The following is a 17,650-nucleotide window of genomic DNA, read 5'->3' on the forward strand; positions in this document are numbered from 1 at the left end:
GTTATTTCATCGTGAACAAATACAGCGTCAAGTTTTGCGTCCTTTCTTTGCTCATCTTTTCGCTTATGTTTGCGTCTTTCCCGGCTGCCCCGGCAGCCGCGGCGGCGCCGCAGGCGAATGACTTCGATTCGCTGCGGATGAAATGGTTCGATTATTTGACAGGCGGCGCGCAAATCAACCTTAACGATGCCGACATCCGCAATGCGGTCGAGGCGAATGCCCGGAAAGTCACGAATGAGGATGGGAGCGGCGTATGGGACACGCTCAATAAAGCGGCGGACCGTACCTATCTCTGGGCGGATTATAACAGTACGACCGCTCCGAACCATATCACCTTATCGTACAACCGCCTGAAGGATATGGCGATTGCCTTCGCCACTCCCGGCACGCCGTTATATCGGAACGAGGAGTTAAAGAACGATATTATCGCGGGCTTGGATTGGATGTACGCGAATCGTTTTAACGAAACAAGAAGCTATTACGGCAATTGGTGGGAGTGGGAGATCGGCTCGCCGCTTTCGTTAGCCGATGTCGTTACCCTGATGTACGATCACCTAAGCCCGGAACAGATCGCGGGGTATACCCGGACGATCGACCGATTTATACCCGATCCGACCAAGAGATTGATCGGCGCTCCCGGCTTGAAAGAGACGGGCGCCAATCTGTTGGATAAATCGCTGGCCGTTCTGCTGCGGGGGGTCCTCGGACAGGACGAGGCGAAAATCGTGCAAGCGCGCGATGCGATCGGTTCCGTCTTCCCGTATGTGACCAGCGGGGACGGCTTCTATCAGGACGGTTCTTTTATCCAGCATAATAATATCGCGTATACCGGCAGCTACGGCAGCGTACTGTTGGGGGATATTTCGAAATTGTTGACCGTCTTGAGCGGCTCTCCGTGGCCGATCGAAGATCCGAATTTCGATCATGTGTGGAGTTGGATCACCGATTCGTTCGAACCGGTCATTTATAGCGGCCATATTATGGAGATGGTCAGCGGCAGAGCGGTCTCCCGTTACAATAACAATACCCGGGGCGCGGTATGGACGATTCTGCGCTTGGCGCAATACGCTCCCCCGGAACAAGCCGCCTATTATAAGAGCATGGTCAAGGATTGGGTCATCTCCGATCGCACTATGCCGAATATGTACGAAGGCATGCAAATTCGAGACATCGTTTTATTCAAAAAGCTGATGAGCGACACTTCGATCGAGCCGCGCGGGGACTTGATTGCGCACCGCCAGTTTTCGGCGATGGACCGGATCGTTCATTCGCGCCCGGGCTATACTCTCGGCATTAGCATGTCCTCCTCCCGCATTGCCAACTTCGAGGGAGGAATGAACGGCGAACATACTAGAGGCTGGTATACCGGCGACGGAATGACGTATTTATACAACCGCGATTCGGGGCAATTCCGCGATGCGTTCTGGCCGACGGTCGATTCCCACCGGATGCCGGGCACGACGTCCGACGGCGTGGAGCGGCCGATGATCAAAACGACGGGCAAAACATGGGTCGGCGGTTCGTCCATGGACAACCTGTACGGGATCGCCGGGATGGACCTGGCTCCGCCCGGAAGCAAACTGACCGGCAAGAAGTCGTGGTTTATGTTCGACAATGAAATCGTCGCGCTGGGAGCGGGTATTACGACGCCTGACGAGCGGACAGACGGACGCCAAGTGGAAACGATTGTAGAAAATCGGATGATCAATACGGCCGGCTCCAATCCGCTGACCGTGAACGGTCAGGCGATGCCAAGCGAGTTGGGCTGGTCCGACGAGCTACAAGGAGTGAACTGGGCGCATCTGGCAGGGACGGCGGACGGAGCCGATATCGGCTACTATTTCCCGGAGAGTACCGATATTCGGGCGTTGCGCGAAGCGAGAACCGGTTCATGGAAAGACATTAACGTATCGGGTCCCGCCGATCCGATTACGCGCAATTATGTCAGTTTGGCGGTAGAGCATGGCACGAAACCGACGGACGCCGCGTATTCCTATGTGGTGCTGCCGACATTGTCGCCGGAAGCGACGCAAGCGTACAGCGAGAATCCGGACATTCGCGTCCTGAGCAATACGGCAGAAATGCAGGCGGTGGAAGAAACGAAGCTTGGCCTGACAGGCATCAACTTCTGGCAGCCGGGCGAATTGGGCCGCGTGCGCGCCTATCAACCCGCTTCGGTGATGGTGAAGGAGCAAGCCGACGAATGGACCGTGTCCGTATCCGATCCGACGCAAACGCAATCCAAGGTAAGGGTGGACATTGCCGCAGTGGCGCTTGAGGAATTAGCCAAGGATCCGACCGTGACCGTATTGCGGACTTCTCCGTCGGTTCAACTGGAGATTGCCACGGGAGGAACGAAAGGCCGCAGCCATGTCATTAAGCTGAAAGTCGATCCCGACGCGGAAACGGAGCTTCCCGAAGAAGGCGCGCTGGAGCCTGACGACGCGGCCAAAGTCCGCATTAACGTAGCGGAAGACACGTTCGTGAACGGCGGCAGCGAAGAGAATACGAACTTCGGAACGAGAGGATTCCTCAATATTCGCAACGGAAGCGGGAACTACGACCGCCGCGTGTTCTTGAAGTTCGATCTTTCGCACCTTGCCGATGAAATTGAACAAGCTACGCTTCATGTTTACGGTCAAACCAAAGACAACAACGGAACGCAATCCGATATCGGCGTGTTCGAGGTACATGACGATAGCTGGAAAGAAGACACGATCACCTATAAAAATAAACCGAGCGCAGGCGAACGAATCGATCTGACGGCGTTTGCGTCGCCGGATCAATGGTGGACATTCAATGTAACGCCTTTTGTACAAACCAAACTGCAAGACAATAAAACGGTCAGCTTAACCTTGCAGCAAGTCGGCCGCGATCTGCACGCGGAGATCCGCAGCCGCAAAAATGAAGACGGCAAGTACCAAGCTTATCTGGACATTCTCCTTAAAGACACGGAAGCGCCGACGACAACGGTTCAATTAGAGGGAAGCGGCGAGACCGAAGGGGAACATTATAAGGAGATCGTTCTTCGCTTCTCCGCAGAAGATAATCCGAACGGCTGGGGCGTGCTGCGGACCGAGTACCGGATCGACGGAGGCAAGTGGAAGACGGTAAAGGACGGCAAACTGGCCGTTCAAGAGCAAGGCGTTCATACGATCGAATACCGGTCGGTTGACAAAGCGGGCAATGTCGAAGAGACGCAAAGCATTGTCGTCTCGATTACACAGCCGACGGTGCAAATCAGCGGACCGGTTGAAGTGACGGGCGGCGAACCGTTGGCGGTCGCCTATGGAATCAAGTCGGCTATGAAGGAGATGTATGCGCACGACCTGACTCTGCAATAAGATGCGAATCTGTTAACGTTCGTTTCCGCCGAATCGTTGCAGGAAGGGGTAACCGTTCTCGATACGCGGAACGATTCGGGGCAGCTTCGGCTTATTCTCGCCGGCGAAGGCCGGCCGATTCAAGGCAATCAAGACTTGATCAAGCTGACTTTTGACACCAATAAGGTTGCTGAGACGACAGAAAGCAGCATCGATATCGCCGGGGCGCGGATCGGGGACGCTAGCGGCGATGAGATCGAGGCGGTTGCGACTTCCTTCGTTTATAAGTTGAAAGCCGATGGCGAAGAACCCGGGGAACCCGGCGGACCTGGCGAGCCTGGAGAACCGGGAGAACCCGGGGAGCCGCAGCATCCTGATCCCGGATCGGGCAATAGCGGCAGTTCAAGCAGCTCGTCCGGTTCGAACGCAGGCGAAGCGAACAAGGCAAAGCTTAGCGATCTCGAGCAGCTTGCGAAGCTGCTTGGCCACGACAAGACAAGCATGGATTGGGATCGAATCAAAGCGCTCGACGTCAACGGCGACGGCAAAATCGACGTGCTCGATCTGGCATCGGTCGCCCGGAAAATGGCCGGCCCTAGCGATAGCCCTAGACGCATTTTCGCCCAAGGTCCGACCTCTTTCCACCTCGCTGCGAAATCGGGAAGCTGGAACGAAGGGGATGCCGTGAAGCTGGTTTTGACGGGGAAAAACGTACGGGACTTGTACGCCTATGAAGTCAAATTAAGCTTCGATCCTGATTACTTGGAATTGGTCGAAGCGGCGTCGGAGCTCACCGGATTCTCCGTTTCCCCAATTGTGAAGGACGGAGAGATTACCTTCCTTCATACGAAGACGGGCAATATTGCCGGGGAAGAGGGCGATATTGAAATCGGCGGCTTCACGTTTAAGGTGAAAAAGGCCGGCGCCACCGAAGTTCGTTGGGATAGCTTGACCGCTGTCGACCACAAGCTCGCGGCGCAAGACGTTGCCATTGGCAAGTCCGTACGGATCGGAGAATCGGCAGATCGGACAACCGCAGTCTTCAGCGATACTCAAGGACATTGGGCTCAAGCGAAAATTGCGGATGCGGTGCAGAAAGGCTTGGTTCAAGGGTATGCGGACGGAACGTTCGGTCCCGACAAGCCGATCACACGCGCCGAGTTTACCGCTTTATTGGCAAGAGGACTCGACTTGCGCGAAGAAACCGGGCTCACATTCGCGGATGCCGATCTTCTTCCGCAGTGGGCGAAATCGGATATTGCCAAGGGCGTTCATCAAGGATTTATTACCGGCTATGCAGATAATACGTTCCGTGCGAACCAAACGATGACTCGCATGGAGCTCGCAACGATGGCTGCCAAGGCGTTGGGTCTTGCCGAAGGATCGAAGACCGGGCTGACATTTGCCGATGCCGGAGAAATCCCGGCTTGGGCGCAAGGCTGGATCGCAGCCGCCGTGAACGAAGGCCTTCTCCAAGGGCGCGGCGATCATCGCTTCGCTCCGACAGCGCAGGCGACCCGTGCCGAAGCGGTAGCGGTCTTGTTGAACGTACTTCAAGCTCAGTCGTCCCAGTAAAGAAAATGTTGTGCGCGCACCTCGCGACATAGTAATAAATGCCGGTTTACGTACATGATACGTTGACCGGCCTTTTTATAGCTGCTTTGCTGGCTTCTTTATGTATATTCAAGTCAAATAATTGAAGGCGATCTGCGGGGACCTAAGCGCTTACCAAACTGACGATCCTTAATGGGCTCGAAACGAAGACGTTCCCAATCTAAAGAAAGTACGTGGCGTTATTCATTGGAAATGGGCGGTTTTACCCTCTTCAATAATAACTCAAGAGAAAAGAAGGACCCACCCTAAGGTTAGCGCCAGAGGTGGGCTCTTATCCGTTTCTGACTCAAGAAGGGATATCCCATCCAGCCAATTGTTCAGCCCAGTGTTAGCCGCACTCGGCTTCATTATTCATTGTCAGAAGCGCTTCGCTCTCTTGTCATCGGGCGCAAAAAGGAGTATAGTGGTGTTGTATTAATAGAGAGAGACTCGGTTTATTAATAAAAAGGAGAGATGGAACATGGCGCGAACGATCAATGAAGAGGAATACGCCAAAAAACGCAACGAAATTCTTGACACGGCGCAGCGGCTCATCCATGTCAAAGGCTACGAGCGGATGACGATCCAGGATATTCTGAACGAGCTGCAGATATCTAGCGGCGCGTTTTACCACTATTTCGGCTCGAAGCCGGCGGTGCTGGAGGCGTTCATCGAGCGGATTCGGGAAGAGACGGAGAAACCGCTTCTTCCCATTATCCGCGATCCCAAGCTGTCCGCCATCGAGAAGCTGCAAGGGTTTTTCGATACATTGGATCGGCTGAGGTCCGAGAACAGGGCGGCTGTCTTGAAGCTCGGGCGCGTGTGGTATGCCGACGAGAATGCCATTGTCCGGCAAAAAGTGGAGGAAGCCGTTCGCGAGCAGCGCGCGCCGCTGCTTACGGAGATTGTCCGTCAAGGCGTGCGGGAAGGCTTCTTCACCACAGCCTATCCCGAACAATCCGGCGAGGTCATTTTGTCTCTGCAGCAAGGGATGGGAAACACCCATGCCAAGTTATTGCTTTCGCTTGAGAAGGAACAGGATCCGCAGAACTGCATGGAACGCATTACCGTCACGTATGCCGCCTATATGGATGCGATCGAGCGCGTGTTGGGCGCGCCTTCGAATGCGTTGTATCGGTTGGATGCAGAAGCGGTCAAGGCATGGGTGACGGCGGAAGATTGAAGTCCAAATCTAACGTCGGATTGCGCAAAGCAATCCGGAAGGGAATGGTGAAGCCGTATGTTTATGGAGATCGCGGGAATAAGGAAGAGCTACACGTCTGGGACGATTACAACCGAAGTGTTAAAGGGGATCGGAATGCGGTTGGACAAGGGAGAAGTCGGCGTTATTCTCGGACCGTCCGGTTCGGGAAAATCGACATTGATGAACATTCTGGGCGGCATCGACCGCGGCGATAGCGGCAGCGTCATCGTGGACGGGATCGAAGTGCAGCGGTTGAACGACGACAAGCTGACCGACTACCGTCGCGAGCATATCGGTTTTGTATTCCAATTCTACAATCTTGTCCCCAACCTTTCGGTGGCGGAAAACATCGAAGTCGTCTCCAACATTAGCCGATCGTCACTGAACATCGACGAAGTGTTGGCGGCGGTGGGGCTGCAGGACAAAAAACGGCGCTTTCCGAGGGAACTGAGCGGCGGCGAACAGCAGCGGGTATCCATCGCGCGGGCGATCGTCAAAAATCCGAAACTGCTGTTGTGCGACGAGCCGACCGGCGCGCTCGACTATGGTACTTCCCGCAGCATCCTACAGCTCTTGCAGGAGGTGAACGCGCAGTACGGCACGACCGTTTTGATGATCACCCACAACACGGCGATTGCCGATATGGCGAACAAGGTATTCAAGCTGCGAAGCGGGGAAATCGTCGAAGAGCTGGTGAATGCGTCCCCTGTTCCGGCGGAAAGGATTGAGTGGTGACGATGCTGGTAAAAAAAGTACTAAGAACGATTTCGGAAAACAAAGCGCAATATGTCGGCTCCATGTTTTTGATTGCCGTTAGCTGCATGCTGATGGTCATGATGAACCTGGTCTCCGTGAATTTAGACAACACCTTCTCCGCGTTCAAATCCAACCATGCGATGAGCGATGCCGAAATCTATGTTGACGCCGATCTTGATATTGCCGGTATGGAGAGCCGTTTCAACGCCGAAATCGAGCAGAGCGGGGTTGCAGATTATGAGCTTCATCCCGGGCAGACCCTAAGAATTTATAGCTTCAACGCTCAGGTCAATGTTCCTGCCGTTACAAGCGGCCAACAACTTGGCGCCGGAGAGATTCTTCTCGACGAGCTGTTTGCGAAAACCAACGGCTATGAATTGGGCGACATCCTGCGCATTGGCGGAAAAGAGTATACGTATGCCGGAAATATGACGTTGCCCAACTATATCTATATCGCTAAGTCCAAGGAGGAGATGATCCGCGATCCCCAAACCTTCGGACTGGCCGTCGTTGGCAAGGACGATTTTGCAACGGTTCCCGATGCGACTTCCTTCTACGCCGTCAAGTTCAACAACGCCGAGGGTATCAAAGCTCAGGAAACCGCAATGAAAAACGATGTCCGGGAGCAAGGGGTCAAAATTATAAATTGGGAAAGCACCGCCAAAAATTTCAGGGTGTCCTATATTCCGATGGAAATCAATCTGCTCGGAAACATAAGCATCATGGTTCCCTCCGTGATTTTGCTGTTGACCTGCGTATTGACGGGGATTCTGATGTGGCGGCTGATTCAGCGCGAGTCGGTTATCATCGGCACTCTGTATGCACTGGGTTATCGGAAAAAAGAGCTTCTGGCGCACTATCTCGCATTTCCGATGATCGTAGCCGGAGCGGGCGCGATCGTCGGCACGATTGCCGGCGCGTTAGCGATGAACCCCATGTTCGACTTTCTGCTTACGGCGTTCCCGATGCCCAAGGAGCCGGTAGTCTATGCTCCCGGGATCTTTCTATTCAGTTTGCTGTTGCCGATTGCAGCGCTTGGCGTTTGCACGATCCTGGTTATTAACAAGGTGCTGAAGACTCAGCCGGCAGAGCTGATGAAGGGCGGCCAGAGCAATAAACTCAACGCGATCGAACGCGCGCTTCGCCTGGATCGATTCAAATTTGCGACGAAATTTCAAATACGCCAGCAATTCCGAAGTATTTCGAGAACGGTATTCTTGCTGTTCGGCGTCATTGTGGCGACCATGCTGCTGCAATATGGGCTTACGATGAAAAGCTCGGTCGATTTCATGCTGAACGAAGGCATAAGCAAGTTGTACAATTTAAAATACGAATATGTATTTACCGATTACCGGAAGGGGGCGCCGCCGGAAGGAACCGAGCCATTTAACGCGATGTATGCGGTCATGGACGATGAAGCGGAAACCAGCTTCTATGTTACGGGAATTCCCGAGAACTCCACCCGAATCGTCTTGAACGATGCGAAAGGCAACAGACTTGCTGCCGACAAAGCGATCGTCACCGTACCGCTGGCACAAAAGCTTGGGCTTGGTATCGGCGATACCGTAAGCTTCTATAACTATGACGACGGAAAGAAATATGCGATTACGATCGAAGACATTGCGGACACCTACGGCGGGGAGTTTATCTTCATGCCTCTCTCCGAGTTGAATGCCATGCTGGGCTTCTCTTCGGACACCTATGTCGGGATTTTCAGCGATGTCCCAATGAGCTTTCCGCAAGATGAAATCAAAAGCACGAAATCGATCGAGGCGATCAAAGCGAGCTTTCACTCTTTCATTGACCAAATGGGCGGTATGATATACGGTCTGACCGTTTCGGCGTTCGTACTGGGGTTGGTGATCCTTTACATCGTCACAGGACTGGTGGTCGACGAGAATAAGGGAACGATTTCGCTGCTCAAAGTGCTGGGATACAAGAAGAAGGAAATCAACAGACTGATCCTGAACAGCAATACATGGATCGTCATCGTCGGCTATATATTGGGCGTACCTGTCTTGGTGGGATCCATTAACGCCATGTACCGGTTGCTTGCCGAAAGCTTGCAGATGGCCATTCCGGCCAAACTGAACATTGGGTATATCCTGCTGGGCTTTGTCATTGTTATGCTGACTTTCGAACTTGCCAAGCTGATGAGTAGCAAAAAGATCAACCGCATCCCCATGAGCGACGCGCTTAAGGCGGGAACGGAATAGCTTTATGCCCGCTTTTGTCACGCGCACCGCGCCATTGGCGTTGCATTAACTTTTCTTAGCAATCTTAAATATTTCTTCTACCGCCCTGCTCCCAAAATTCGCGGACACAGGATACGTTAATTGTGACAAACGGCTCGATTTCGGATAGTTTGCGGACAGACGATCCTTTATTCGCGGCAAAAGCGCAAAAACAAGCCCTCGAGGAATGAATAACGGAACCACTGTCCGCCTAAACAGCAAATAAGCGGTTTTGACGCAAAATAACGGCCGTACGGTCCGGAACGCCATTTCTCGATGCAACGCCATTGGTACCGTGCAGGTATGAATTGCAGCAAGGCGAACCAATTGTTACGGAATTAAGTTATAATGGTGAACGCCTTTTCGTTTCTGGAAATGGTATGGGCAAAGAGTATGAAGAAATCTTTGTTGAGGAACGTTTCAATGAGCACTATAATGGGACGTTCGTTGAATATAAAGTGAAGGATGCGGAAGGGAAAAGGATGTTGATTTTGCAGATTCAACCGGGCTTGGCGGAAAGCCTATAAGAACAAGCAATGAAGTGAAACGATTTGGATTACGGAATGGTTTTGATTCATCATAAAATTCTTTTGGTCCTGTTCAAGTCGATTGAAATATTGCATGCCTTGTGCTACGATGAAAAACAAAATGCGATGAAGAGGAAAAATTACAAAGGCGCTTATGTCCAGAGAGCGGAGGGAAAGCTGGAACCTTTGCCGTAATCCTTTGTAAGATGTCGTCTCGGAGCTTTTGATCGAAGGTCGAGTCATGCGTTGGCTCGATGAGTAGGCTCAAACGGAATGGCACACGTTATCGTGCCGCAGGTAAGGCCAATCCTTACCTCATGAGGCCGGAATCGCGAGGTTCCCGGCAAATCAGGGTGGTACCGCGAAATCTTCCCCTTTCGTCCCTTGGTGTACAGTTGCATGCTGTCTGCCGCGGATGAAAGGGGTTTTTATTTTTTAAATCGAATAAAGCGATGAAGAGAAAAAATGACGAAGGCTCTTATGTCCAGAGAGCGGAGGGAAAGCTGGAACCTTTGCCGTAAACCTTTGTCAGATGTCGTCTCGGAGCTTTTGATCGAAGGTCGAGCCAAGCGTTGGTTCGATGAGTAGGCTCAAACGGAATGGCACACGTTACCGTGCTGGAGGTAAGGCCAATCCTTACCTCATGAGGCCGGAATCGCGAGGTTCCCGGCAAATCAGGGTGGTACCGCGAAACCTTCCCCTTTCGTCCCTAGGTGTGACAGTCGAATGCTGTCTGCCGAGGATGGAAGGGGTTCATTTTTTTTCAGGGAGGAAGTTATATGGAACAGGGTTTTAAAATCGAGAGAGAGTCTATTGAGGATTCACAACATTTGATCAATGGATCGGAAGTTCTTTTACGTTGCTTGCTAAGGGAAGGGGCAGAATGCGTATTTGGCTACCCGGGCGGAAGCGTTCTTTACATCTATGATGCGATGGTCGGCAATTCGGACTTTCAACATATCTTGACTCGGCATGAACAAGGGGCGATCCATGCTGCGGACGGTTATGCCCGATCGACAGGAAAAGTAGGCGTATGTATCGCGACCTCCGGGCCGGGAGCGGCGAATCTGGTCACCGGCATTGCAACTGCATACATGGATTCCGTACCGCTTGTCGTCATTACGGGGAATGTGGCTACCGCAGCAGGGGGAACGGATGCATTTCAAGAAGTGGATATTGTCGGCATTACAATGCCCATAACCAAACATAGCTACTACGTACGCGACGTGCATGATCTGCCGCGCATTGTTCGCGAAGCCTTCCACATTGCGAACACAGGCAGGAAAGGTCCGGTGTTGATCGATATCCCCAAAGATGTATCCAATCAAAACATGGTGTTTCAGTTATCCGCCGAGATGCATTTACGCGGATATCATCCGGCTCCGAGTCCCGATCAGACGCAGATCGATAAGCTCCTTCAGGCCATTGCCGAATCGGAGAAACCGGTCATTATTGCCGGAGGCGGAGTCGTTTATTCCAATGCATCCATGGAGTTGCTGGAATTTGTCAATAAAACGAAGGTTCCGGTGGCAACAACACTGCTCGGTTTAGGAGCTTTCCCTAGCGCCCACCCTCTCTGGCTGGGCATGCTGGGCATGCATGGTACGTATGCTGCGAATATGGCCGTCCAAAATGCGGATTTGGTCATTTCCATCGGTTCGCGTTTCGACGAGCGAGCCACGATGAACATTGCCGGTTTTGCCCCAAATGCCAAACGGATCGCGCATCTCGATATTGATCCTGCCGAAATTGGAAAAAACGTCAAAACGGATATTGCTTGTGTCGGCGATATGAAAGCACTTCTCCATTGTGCCAACGCGAAAGCCCGACCGTCCAATTCGGACAGATGGATCAAACAGTTGGAGACGGATCAAGCAAAATATCCGTTGCGCTACAAAGATTCGGATACGGAGCTTAAACCGCAATTCGTTATCGAAATGATCAGCGAAACTACGCAAGGGGAAGCGATTATCACCACGGATGTAGGACAGCACCAAATGTGGGTGGCTCAATTTTATAAATTTAAACATCCCCGTTCCCTCATTACTTCCGGAGGCCTTGGGACAATGGGCTTCGGATTTCCGTCCGCTATAGGTGCTCAGATAGGCAATCCAAATCGTCTGGTTGTTTCGGTCAATGGCGACGGAGGGATGCAGATGTGCGCGCAGGAGATGGCGATTTGTGCGATTCATCGTATTCCCGTGAAAATTGTGGTCATTAACAATGAAGTGCTGGGCATGGTTAGACAGCAGCAGGAGGTCATGTACAGCAATCGTTTAAGCCATATCGACCTTGCCGGCAGTCCCGATTTTGTAAAATTGGCCGAAGCCTATGGCATGAAGGGGTTAAGAGCAAGCACCAAAGCGGAGGCAAGACGAATTTGGCAAGAGGCTATGGAAACACCCGGACCGGTGCTGCTTGAATTTGTGGTGCCGAAAGATGAAAATGTATATCCGATGATTCCCGGCGGACGAAATTTAGATCAGATGATATTGGGGGATGTCGAGTTATCGGATCATTAACTCCGGTAGGGTTAGTTGGAGTTTGTGGGGGATGGATAAGAATTCATCCAGCAGGGGTTTTATCTTAGGATAAGTCTGCAGAATGAATTGGCATTTTCACTGTCGTTCAAGCGACGTATTCGCGCTGCGGGGCTTCCGCCCTCTGGCTGCTAGATGTATAATCATGGAAGATAACTCAAGTGATATACGAAGCTGATAAATAGAGCTTAACTTGTGTCAAATTATCAGTCAAGTTTAGGAAGTGATAAACAAGCAGCCCGAATACTCATTGAAACGATTTTGTAAAAGATAAGTGCACCGCGGCACAAAAGGAATTAGAGTTACCTTGGAGACTGTCGATTTAATGTGGACACATTTTATTAATTTCCAAATCGCCCTCTTATATGGATTTTTAATGCAGAGGTAAATCTCTTGTCGAAAAGAAAATCGATCTGAGCATTTGAGAAGCAAATTAGAAAACTGTCCACAGTTAATAGACAGCCTCCTTGTTTTGTTAGCGTTAATGTAATTTGTAACATACGATTTTCTCTTGTTCTTTATTTTCTACAACAATAATTGTATCAGCCCAGATTCTTTGTTGGGCAACTACTAAAGAACCATACACACTTTCGATGTAAGAGAGATATGCTTGATATATAAAAAGTCCTTGCCGATTACGCCCTCTTTCAAAAGATAGAATTGGAGAATACATAATATTAGGTATACAATTTATCCACCATACAGGCTTCGAATGTCTTATTATTTCTGAAAGAAATTTCTGCAAATAAAGAGTGTATATGAAGACTTCATAAGATATTTCTCCATTGTCTTCTTCAATATCGGTAAGTAATGACTTGTTATCATCTGATATAAAGTTGGAGGAATAACGTATTACCTCAGCTTTATACTCTCCATTTGCATAAGCAGGAAACTTAGATTTGAATGGAGCTTTTATAAGGCTCTTCCCAAAATAATAATGCCAATCATCATTTAATTGTTTGAAGTACTTGTAAAACTCAACTGGATAAGCATTTTTATATTTGCAAAAACACTTGTAGAAACTACTAAACAAGTTGTTTTTGTTCTGAATAAAGTGTTCCAAGATATTGCTTTCCTCGTCCTGAGCAATGATATCTGTCATTAATTTATTTTGTAAAGTGGCGACTGGAGCGCCCGATCCAACGTAGCAGGCAGACGGATGGTTTATCTCGGTAGGAGGCGTGAATATCGACAGGACATGTCGTCGATGCTATGATAGTAACAAGCAGAATCAGGGATCGTGTGTGAAAATGAAGTGGAGGTGAACCGGATGAACCCATTAAGCGACAAAGCGAAGGTAGAGTTGCTACATGCGTTGGAAGGCAAGCAGTCGGGCCTTTTCGTGATTGATGGTAAACTGGTTTCCGTTGAAGTGGAAAACTTCGATCCAGCTATGGGCGATGACGGGAAAATGGATTTGGCTCAGGAGATTGAGGATTATCCTGAACTGAAAGCTTCGTTGCAGAATTATTTGGATAATCCTGATATGAAAGGCTACTCGGCCAGTGAACTGAAGGAGAAGCGTCGTGAGCGAAGAAAATAACCGGCCCTTTCGTGTAATTTTTAAAGAAGAGTTCGATGTATGCTTGGATCGAATCGAACGTTTTTTTGCGGAACAAGGGCCGGAACCGTTGCAATGGTGGTACACGAAGGAAATCGAAATCATCGACTACATAGAGAACTTGTTGGCGCTTAATCCATACGTGGGTCCCGCAGTTGAACGCGGCAGTTTCAAAGGGCTTCGGCGGATGACTTATGGAAGAAGCAGGCATGTGTTTTTGAATTATCTAATTTATTACGCTGTTCACGAACAGGATCGGGTTGTGGATGTCATCAATATTTTACCCGCGCGCACCAAACGGAAACGCGTGACCAAGTAATCAATTCCAGTTACTCGGATTGATTCGACCGTTCGGATCGACGGTCTTTTTTTATGTTTACGGTTAACAAAAAAATATCTCAGTCACAGGCGCTAAAGAAATGAAGAATAATCGGAGGTCTGTGTCAGAATGAAAAACCCCTGTATAATGAAGCGTACAAGAGAAAGACAGTTCAGTACGTCAAGGAAAGCGGAAAGGCGGTGGCGGAGGTCGCCCGCGAACTAAAAATCAAGGACAATACGTTATACGGCTGGATGAAGAAGTACGGCGGTGAGCCGGAAGTCGTTGAAGGGTTCGTTATTCCGGGACGAAACATATGCACGCTAATAGCCCGTAAATCCCCTTGTTGCTCGTGTAACGAAACTGAAGCACGCTAATGAGGGGAAAAAGGCGGTAAAACGGCCGGTTTTCAATGAATAACGATGCGTACTTTCGTTAGGATTGGGACGTCTTCATTATGAGCAGAATAAGGATTGCTAGTTTCGTTAGCGCCGAATGCGCAATAAAACCAGTTCCATCACCGGTGGCGGAATTCGGCATTGTGAAGAAAGCATATGATTCGTTATCGGAGTTGGGATCAAGCAATCACTTTGCTTGTTTTTTGAATGACATACCTGCTTATTTCTACCCAGAGCCAGCTGTACAACAGCGAGAACACATAAACCATTGCGATGGTACTCAGGTTAAATGTAGTTGAAACGGCTGGGCCTAGAACAGGAAATCGAAAAACGTAAAGCAACAAAAGGATTCCTGCCCACAAAGACAACGACCCGGCAATCACCGCCGATAAACGTATTTTCAAATATAACAGCGAACCGCCAATCCCAAGCCCCAATATGCCTGTCGTGAAAGGAAACACGATCAGTTCGCTCGGTTGGATAAAAAAGAGAAGCAACATAGCGAGCGCATAAGCGGCCAGGCCGGAACCGAGAGAAAGGACGGTGCTTAACACAATGGGGGCTGTGGCGAGGGGACTAAGCAAGTAGCCTATCCCCGGTAGTAACCCTCCCATGGATTGGAACATGGCGGATAGCGCGGCAAGAAAAGCGACAGTAATCATTTTTCTTGTGGCAGCTTCGGCTGCTCCAAAACGGGCGTTCATCTCTGAAACTTCTATACATACCGGCTTCAACCAATATTTTTTCATCGGGTTCATCGTTTCCCAATTGCTCCTTTCAACAGGATATCGATCAGAAGCAGAACCAGCGCAGAAAAGATAACCATCCAATCACGCCAACGAAACTGCAACCGGCGTGCCCGGATTTTATTTCCCGGTAAGTAACAACGAGCGTCCATAGCGAGAGCCAATTGGTTCGCACGGCGAAGCGCGGCAACGAGCAGAGCAACGAGAAGCTGAAGAAGTGATTGTATTTTTGTTCGAAACCTTTTGTCTTGATCACGTGCGTGTTTCACTTTTTGCGATTTCAACATGGAATCCGTTTCGTCGACAAAGAGAGGAATGAACCGGAAGGCCACCGAGATCATAAAGACGAAATGATGAACCGGAAATCGTATGAGAGCAAGCGGGCGCATGACGGCCTCCAGACCGTCTGCCAGCTTTGTCGGGGCGGTCGTTGCACTGAGCACGAGAGCCGTTAGGATAAAAAAAATGAACTTGCAAGGCAGAATAGCCGCATGTTTCATATCGCCTAACAGCATGTGGTAACAAAACAGCGCCAGCAGAAGGGGGAGCAAACCCTTCAGGCCATTCCATAAATAAACTAGCGGCAACCGGGCGGCGAAAACGATTAAAAATCCGGAGATTGCATACAAAACCATGCTGGCTAGATCATTCGAACAGGCAACCAAAAATAAATAGGTCGCAGCAAAAATAAGTTTTGAACGAGGGTCCAAGTCCTGCAAAAAAGAGCGTGTGTTCATAGACAGCCCTAAAGACAGCAACTTCAACCATTGCACGTCACAGGTCCTCCCTAGAGAGATTAGCGATGAATGACATCAGTTGCTCTTCTTTATATAAACTTTCGGGCAATGGTTCGGCGGCCCGCTTCTCAAGTGCATCGATAAAACGGAGGAGGGGCGTTTTCACAAAACCGATTCGTTCCAGCCGCGGCCAGTGATCCCGAATTTTACAAGGGTGGAAATCCGCATACAATCGACCATGGTCCAGCACGAGAATCCGGTCAGCGTACTCGAGGGCTTCTTCAAGCCGATGAGTAATATAGATAACCGTCATTTTGTTCTCATCATGAATTCGCTTGATGTACGATAACATTCTGCTCCGTTCCCGGCTATCCAGGCCCGCTGTCGGTTCATCCAGAATAAGAATTTCCGGTTCCGCAACCAAAACTCCCGCCAGTGCAATCCGTCGCAATTCACCGCCGCTGATTTGAAACGGTGACAGGTCTTTGAATTGCGAATAGCATAACCCCACGGCTTCCATGGCTTGTTTTACCTGCTCGGAAACCCATTCCCGCCTCATGCCTAAACGATGGAGTCCGGCTCCGATATGGGTGAAAACCGTATCCTCGAGTACTTGGTGCTCGGGGAATTGGAATAAAAATCCGATTGCTTTCCAAAGGCGGCGGCGGTCGGTCTTTTTATTGACTCGGTAAGGTCCGATCCTTATTACCCCTGAATGAGAGGGGATCAGGCCTCCGATCATTTGTCCCAATGTCGTTTTTCCACTCCCGGTCGGTCCCATCATCGCTACGAACTGCCCTGCGGGAATATGCAACGAGATTCGATCAATGACTTTTTGATAAAAAGGGGTTCTGGCGGCCAACATGCAATTTACGTTCTCTACAACAATATCCATCACAGATCCGCGAATTCAAATTCGCTCATAGCAGGTAAATTCAGCCCTCTTAGCGTGGCGACATCACGCATTCGAACAGAAAACGGAGGGAGGAGTCCGGAATCCGTAAAAACGCTCGAATTGCGTGCCGCTGCTTGGGGCGTTCCATCGAACCGGATCATGCCTTTCTGCATAACGACAAGACGATCGGCAGTGAAAATCTCTTCGACCTCATGGGTCACCTGGATAAGTGTGACTTGGTTGCGATGCAGTTCGGACATGATCTCATGAATTTGTTGCGCGCTTTTGGAATCGAGCATGGAAGCAGACTCGTCAACAATGATCACTTTCGGCTCCATCGCCAGAACTCCGGCAAGCGCCAACTTTTGTTTTTCCCCGCCGGATAGCAAATACGGAGGATGATCTTTCCGTTCATAGAGCCCAAGCATTTGCAAGACGGAGCGGCACCGGGCATCTGCTTGTTCCGGGGAAACGCCGATATGATGCAAGCCAAAAGCCGTATCCTCCCAAACGGTCGGACCGACAATTTGATTCTCCGCGTTTTGGAACGCCATACCAACATGTTGGCGAATATTCCTTAAGTGCAGAGGGTCGCATGTCAACATTCCGCAAACAGCGACTTCTCCCAATGCGGGTTGAAGAAGGCCGTTAATCAATCGAACCAGCGTTGATTTTCCGGAACCGTTTCCGCCCACGATCGTAAGCCATTCTCCTTCATAAACGGTTAAATTGATGTCCCGAAGTGCCCAATCCTGGCGCGAATCGTACCGAAACGATACGTTTTTCAACGAAATCACGTTTTTCATCGTCCCCTCCG

The 17,650-nt window shown here is 50.3% G+C and carries 15 protein-coding genes; 10 read left to right on the top strand and 5 right to left on the bottom strand.

From position 1 onward, the window contains the following. Positions 1-11 precede the first annotated feature (11 nt). From LQ229_RS17770 to ilvB, 7 genes are all read left to right on the top strand, one after another. Positions 12-3,344 carry a polysaccharide lyase family 8 super-sandwich domain-containing protein gene (locus LQ229_RS17770; protein WP_230192421.1) on the top strand — a complete coding sequence of 1,111 codons (3,333 nt, stop codon included), beginning with the start codon at positions 12-14 and terminating at the stop codon, positions 3,342-3,344. A gap of 36 nt (positions 3,345-3,380) precedes the next feature. Continuing rightward, positions 3,381-4,898 (top strand): S-layer homology domain-containing protein, encoded by a 1,518-nt coding sequence (locus LQ229_RS17775; protein ID WP_230192422.1) that lies wholly within the window; start codon positions 3,381-3,383, stop codon positions 4,896-4,898. A gap of 499 nt (positions 4,899-5,397) precedes the next feature. After that, entirely contained in the window at positions 5,398-6,099 is a 702-nt protein-coding gene (locus LQ229_RS17780; RefSeq protein WP_230192423.1) for a TetR/AcrR family transcriptional regulator, read from the top strand. A gap of 57 nt (positions 6,100-6,156) precedes the next feature. Next, the gene (locus tag LQ229_RS17785; RefSeq protein ID WP_230192424.1) at positions 6,157-6,855 is read left to right on the top strand and encodes an ABC transporter ATP-binding protein; all 699 of its coding nucleotides are present in this window, start codon (positions 6,157-6,159) and stop codon (positions 6,853-6,855) included. A 2-nt stretch (positions 6,856-6,857) separates the two neighbouring features. Then, positions 6,858-9,092 (top strand): FtsX-like permease family protein, encoded by a 2,235-nt coding sequence (locus LQ229_RS17790; protein ID WP_230192425.1) that lies wholly within the window; start codon positions 6,858-6,860, stop codon positions 9,090-9,092. A 326-nt stretch (positions 9,093-9,418) separates the two neighbouring features. Next, a complete protein-coding gene (locus LQ229_RS17795; RefSeq protein ID WP_216540496.1) occupies positions 9,419-9,637 on the top strand; it encodes a hypothetical protein in 219 nt (72 codons plus the stop codon). Between the two features lie 779 nt (positions 9,638-10,416). Next, positions 10,417-12,159, top strand: coding sequence for a biosynthetic-type acetolactate synthase large subunit (gene ilvB, locus LQ229_RS17800; RefSeq protein WP_230192426.1), 1,743 nt, complete (start codon positions 10,417-10,419; stop codon positions 12,157-12,159). Positions 12,160-12,658: 499 nt separating this feature from the next. Here the strand turns inward: ilvB and LQ229_RS17805 are convergent, their stop codons facing one another. Continuing rightward, positions 12,659-13,279, bottom strand: a complete 621-nt coding sequence (locus tag LQ229_RS17805; protein WP_230192427.1) for a hypothetical protein — start codon at positions 13,277-13,279, stop codon at positions 12,659-12,661. Between the two features lie 168 nt (positions 13,280-13,447). On the opposite strand from LQ229_RS17805, the gene LQ229_RS17810 reads away from it, so the two are divergent. The 3 genes from LQ229_RS17810 to LQ229_RS27335 all read left to right on the top strand — a co-directional run bounded on the left by LQ229_RS17810 (position 13,448) and on the right by LQ229_RS27335 (position 14,434). Next, entirely contained in the window at positions 13,448-13,720 is a 273-nt protein-coding gene (locus LQ229_RS17810) for a hypothetical protein (RefSeq protein WP_230192428.1), read from the top strand. Continuing rightward, positions 13,704-14,057 carry a type II toxin-antitoxin system RelE/ParE family toxin gene (locus tag LQ229_RS17815; RefSeq protein WP_230192429.1) on the top strand — a complete coding sequence of 118 codons (354 nt, stop codon included), beginning with the start codon at positions 13,704-13,706 and terminating at the stop codon, positions 14,055-14,057. The genes LQ229_RS17810 and LQ229_RS17815 overlap by 17 nt, the downstream gene beginning before the upstream one ends. A gap of 140 nt (positions 14,058-14,197) precedes the next feature. Then, a complete protein-coding gene (locus LQ229_RS27335; protein WP_356711212.1) occupies positions 14,198-14,434 on the top strand; it encodes a transposase in 237 nt (78 codons plus the stop codon). Positions 14,435-14,634: 200 nt separating this feature from the next. On the opposite strand, the gene LQ229_RS17820 is transcribed toward LQ229_RS27335, so the two are convergent. Genes LQ229_RS17820 through LQ229_RS17835 form a run of 4 tightly spaced genes read right to left on the bottom strand, consistent with a single transcriptional unit; the run spans position 14,635 to position 17,639 of the window. After that, on the bottom strand, positions 14,635-15,213 hold the full coding sequence (locus LQ229_RS17820) for a hypothetical protein (protein WP_230192430.1): 579 nt from the start codon (positions 15,211-15,213) through the stop codon (positions 14,635-14,637). Beyond that, complete coding sequence (locus tag LQ229_RS17825) at positions 15,210-15,974, bottom strand: energy-coupling factor transporter transmembrane component T (RefSeq protein ID WP_230192431.1); 765 nt, start codon at positions 15,972-15,974, stop codon at positions 15,210-15,212. Before LQ229_RS17825 ends, LQ229_RS17820 begins: the two co-directional genes overlap by 4 nt. 1 nt (position 15,975) lies before the next feature. Beyond that, positions 15,976-16,833 (bottom strand): ATP-binding cassette domain-containing protein, encoded by an 858-nt coding sequence (locus tag LQ229_RS17830; protein ID WP_216540489.1) that lies wholly within the window; start codon positions 16,831-16,833, stop codon positions 15,976-15,978. Beyond that, on the bottom strand, positions 16,833-17,639 hold the full coding sequence (locus LQ229_RS17835) for an ATP-binding cassette domain-containing protein (RefSeq protein WP_230192432.1): 807 nt from the start codon (positions 17,637-17,639) through the stop codon (positions 16,833-16,835). Before LQ229_RS17835 ends, LQ229_RS17830 begins: the two co-directional genes overlap by 1 nt. Between the last annotated feature and the right edge of the window lie 11 nt (positions 17,640-17,650).

The organism is Paenibacillus sp. CECT 9249 (assembly GCF_918697855.1).
Taxonomy (GTDB): domain Bacteria; phylum Bacillota; class Bacilli; order Paenibacillales; family Paenibacillaceae; genus MSJ-34.

Coding starts and splice junctions, on each gene's coding strand:
- LQ229_RS17805 (WP_230192427.1), bottom strand. CDS start 13,279: ATGACAGATATCATTGCTCAGGACGAGGAAAGCAATATCTTGGAACAC.
- LQ229_RS17785 (WP_230192424.1), top strand. CDS start 6,157: ATGTTTATGGAGATCGCGGGAATAAGGAAGAGCTACACGTCTGGGACG.
- LQ229_RS17835 (WP_230192432.1), bottom strand. CDS start 17,639: ATGAAAAACGTGATTTCGTTGAAAAACGTATCGTTTCGGTACGATTCG.
- LQ229_RS17780 (WP_230192423.1), top strand. CDS start 5,398: ATGGCGCGAACGATCAATGAAGAGGAATACGCCAAAAAACGCAACGAA.
- LQ229_RS17830 (WP_216540489.1), bottom strand. CDS start 16,833: ATGGATATTGTTGTAGAGAACGTAAATTGCATGTTGGCCGCCAGAACC.
- LQ229_RS17790 (WP_230192425.1), top strand. CDS start 6,858: ATGCTGGTAAAAAAAGTACTAAGAACGATTTCGGAAAACAAAGCGCAA.
- LQ229_RS17820 (WP_230192430.1), bottom strand. CDS start 15,213: ATGAACCCGATGAAAAAATATTGGTTGAAGCCGGTATGTATAGAAGTT.
- LQ229_RS17810 (WP_230192428.1), top strand. CDS start 13,448: ATGAACCCATTAAGCGACAAAGCGAAGGTAGAGTTGCTACATGCGTTG.
- ilvB (WP_230192426.1), top strand. CDS start 10,417: ATGGAACAGGGTTTTAAAATCGAGAGAGAGTCTATTGAGGATTCACAA.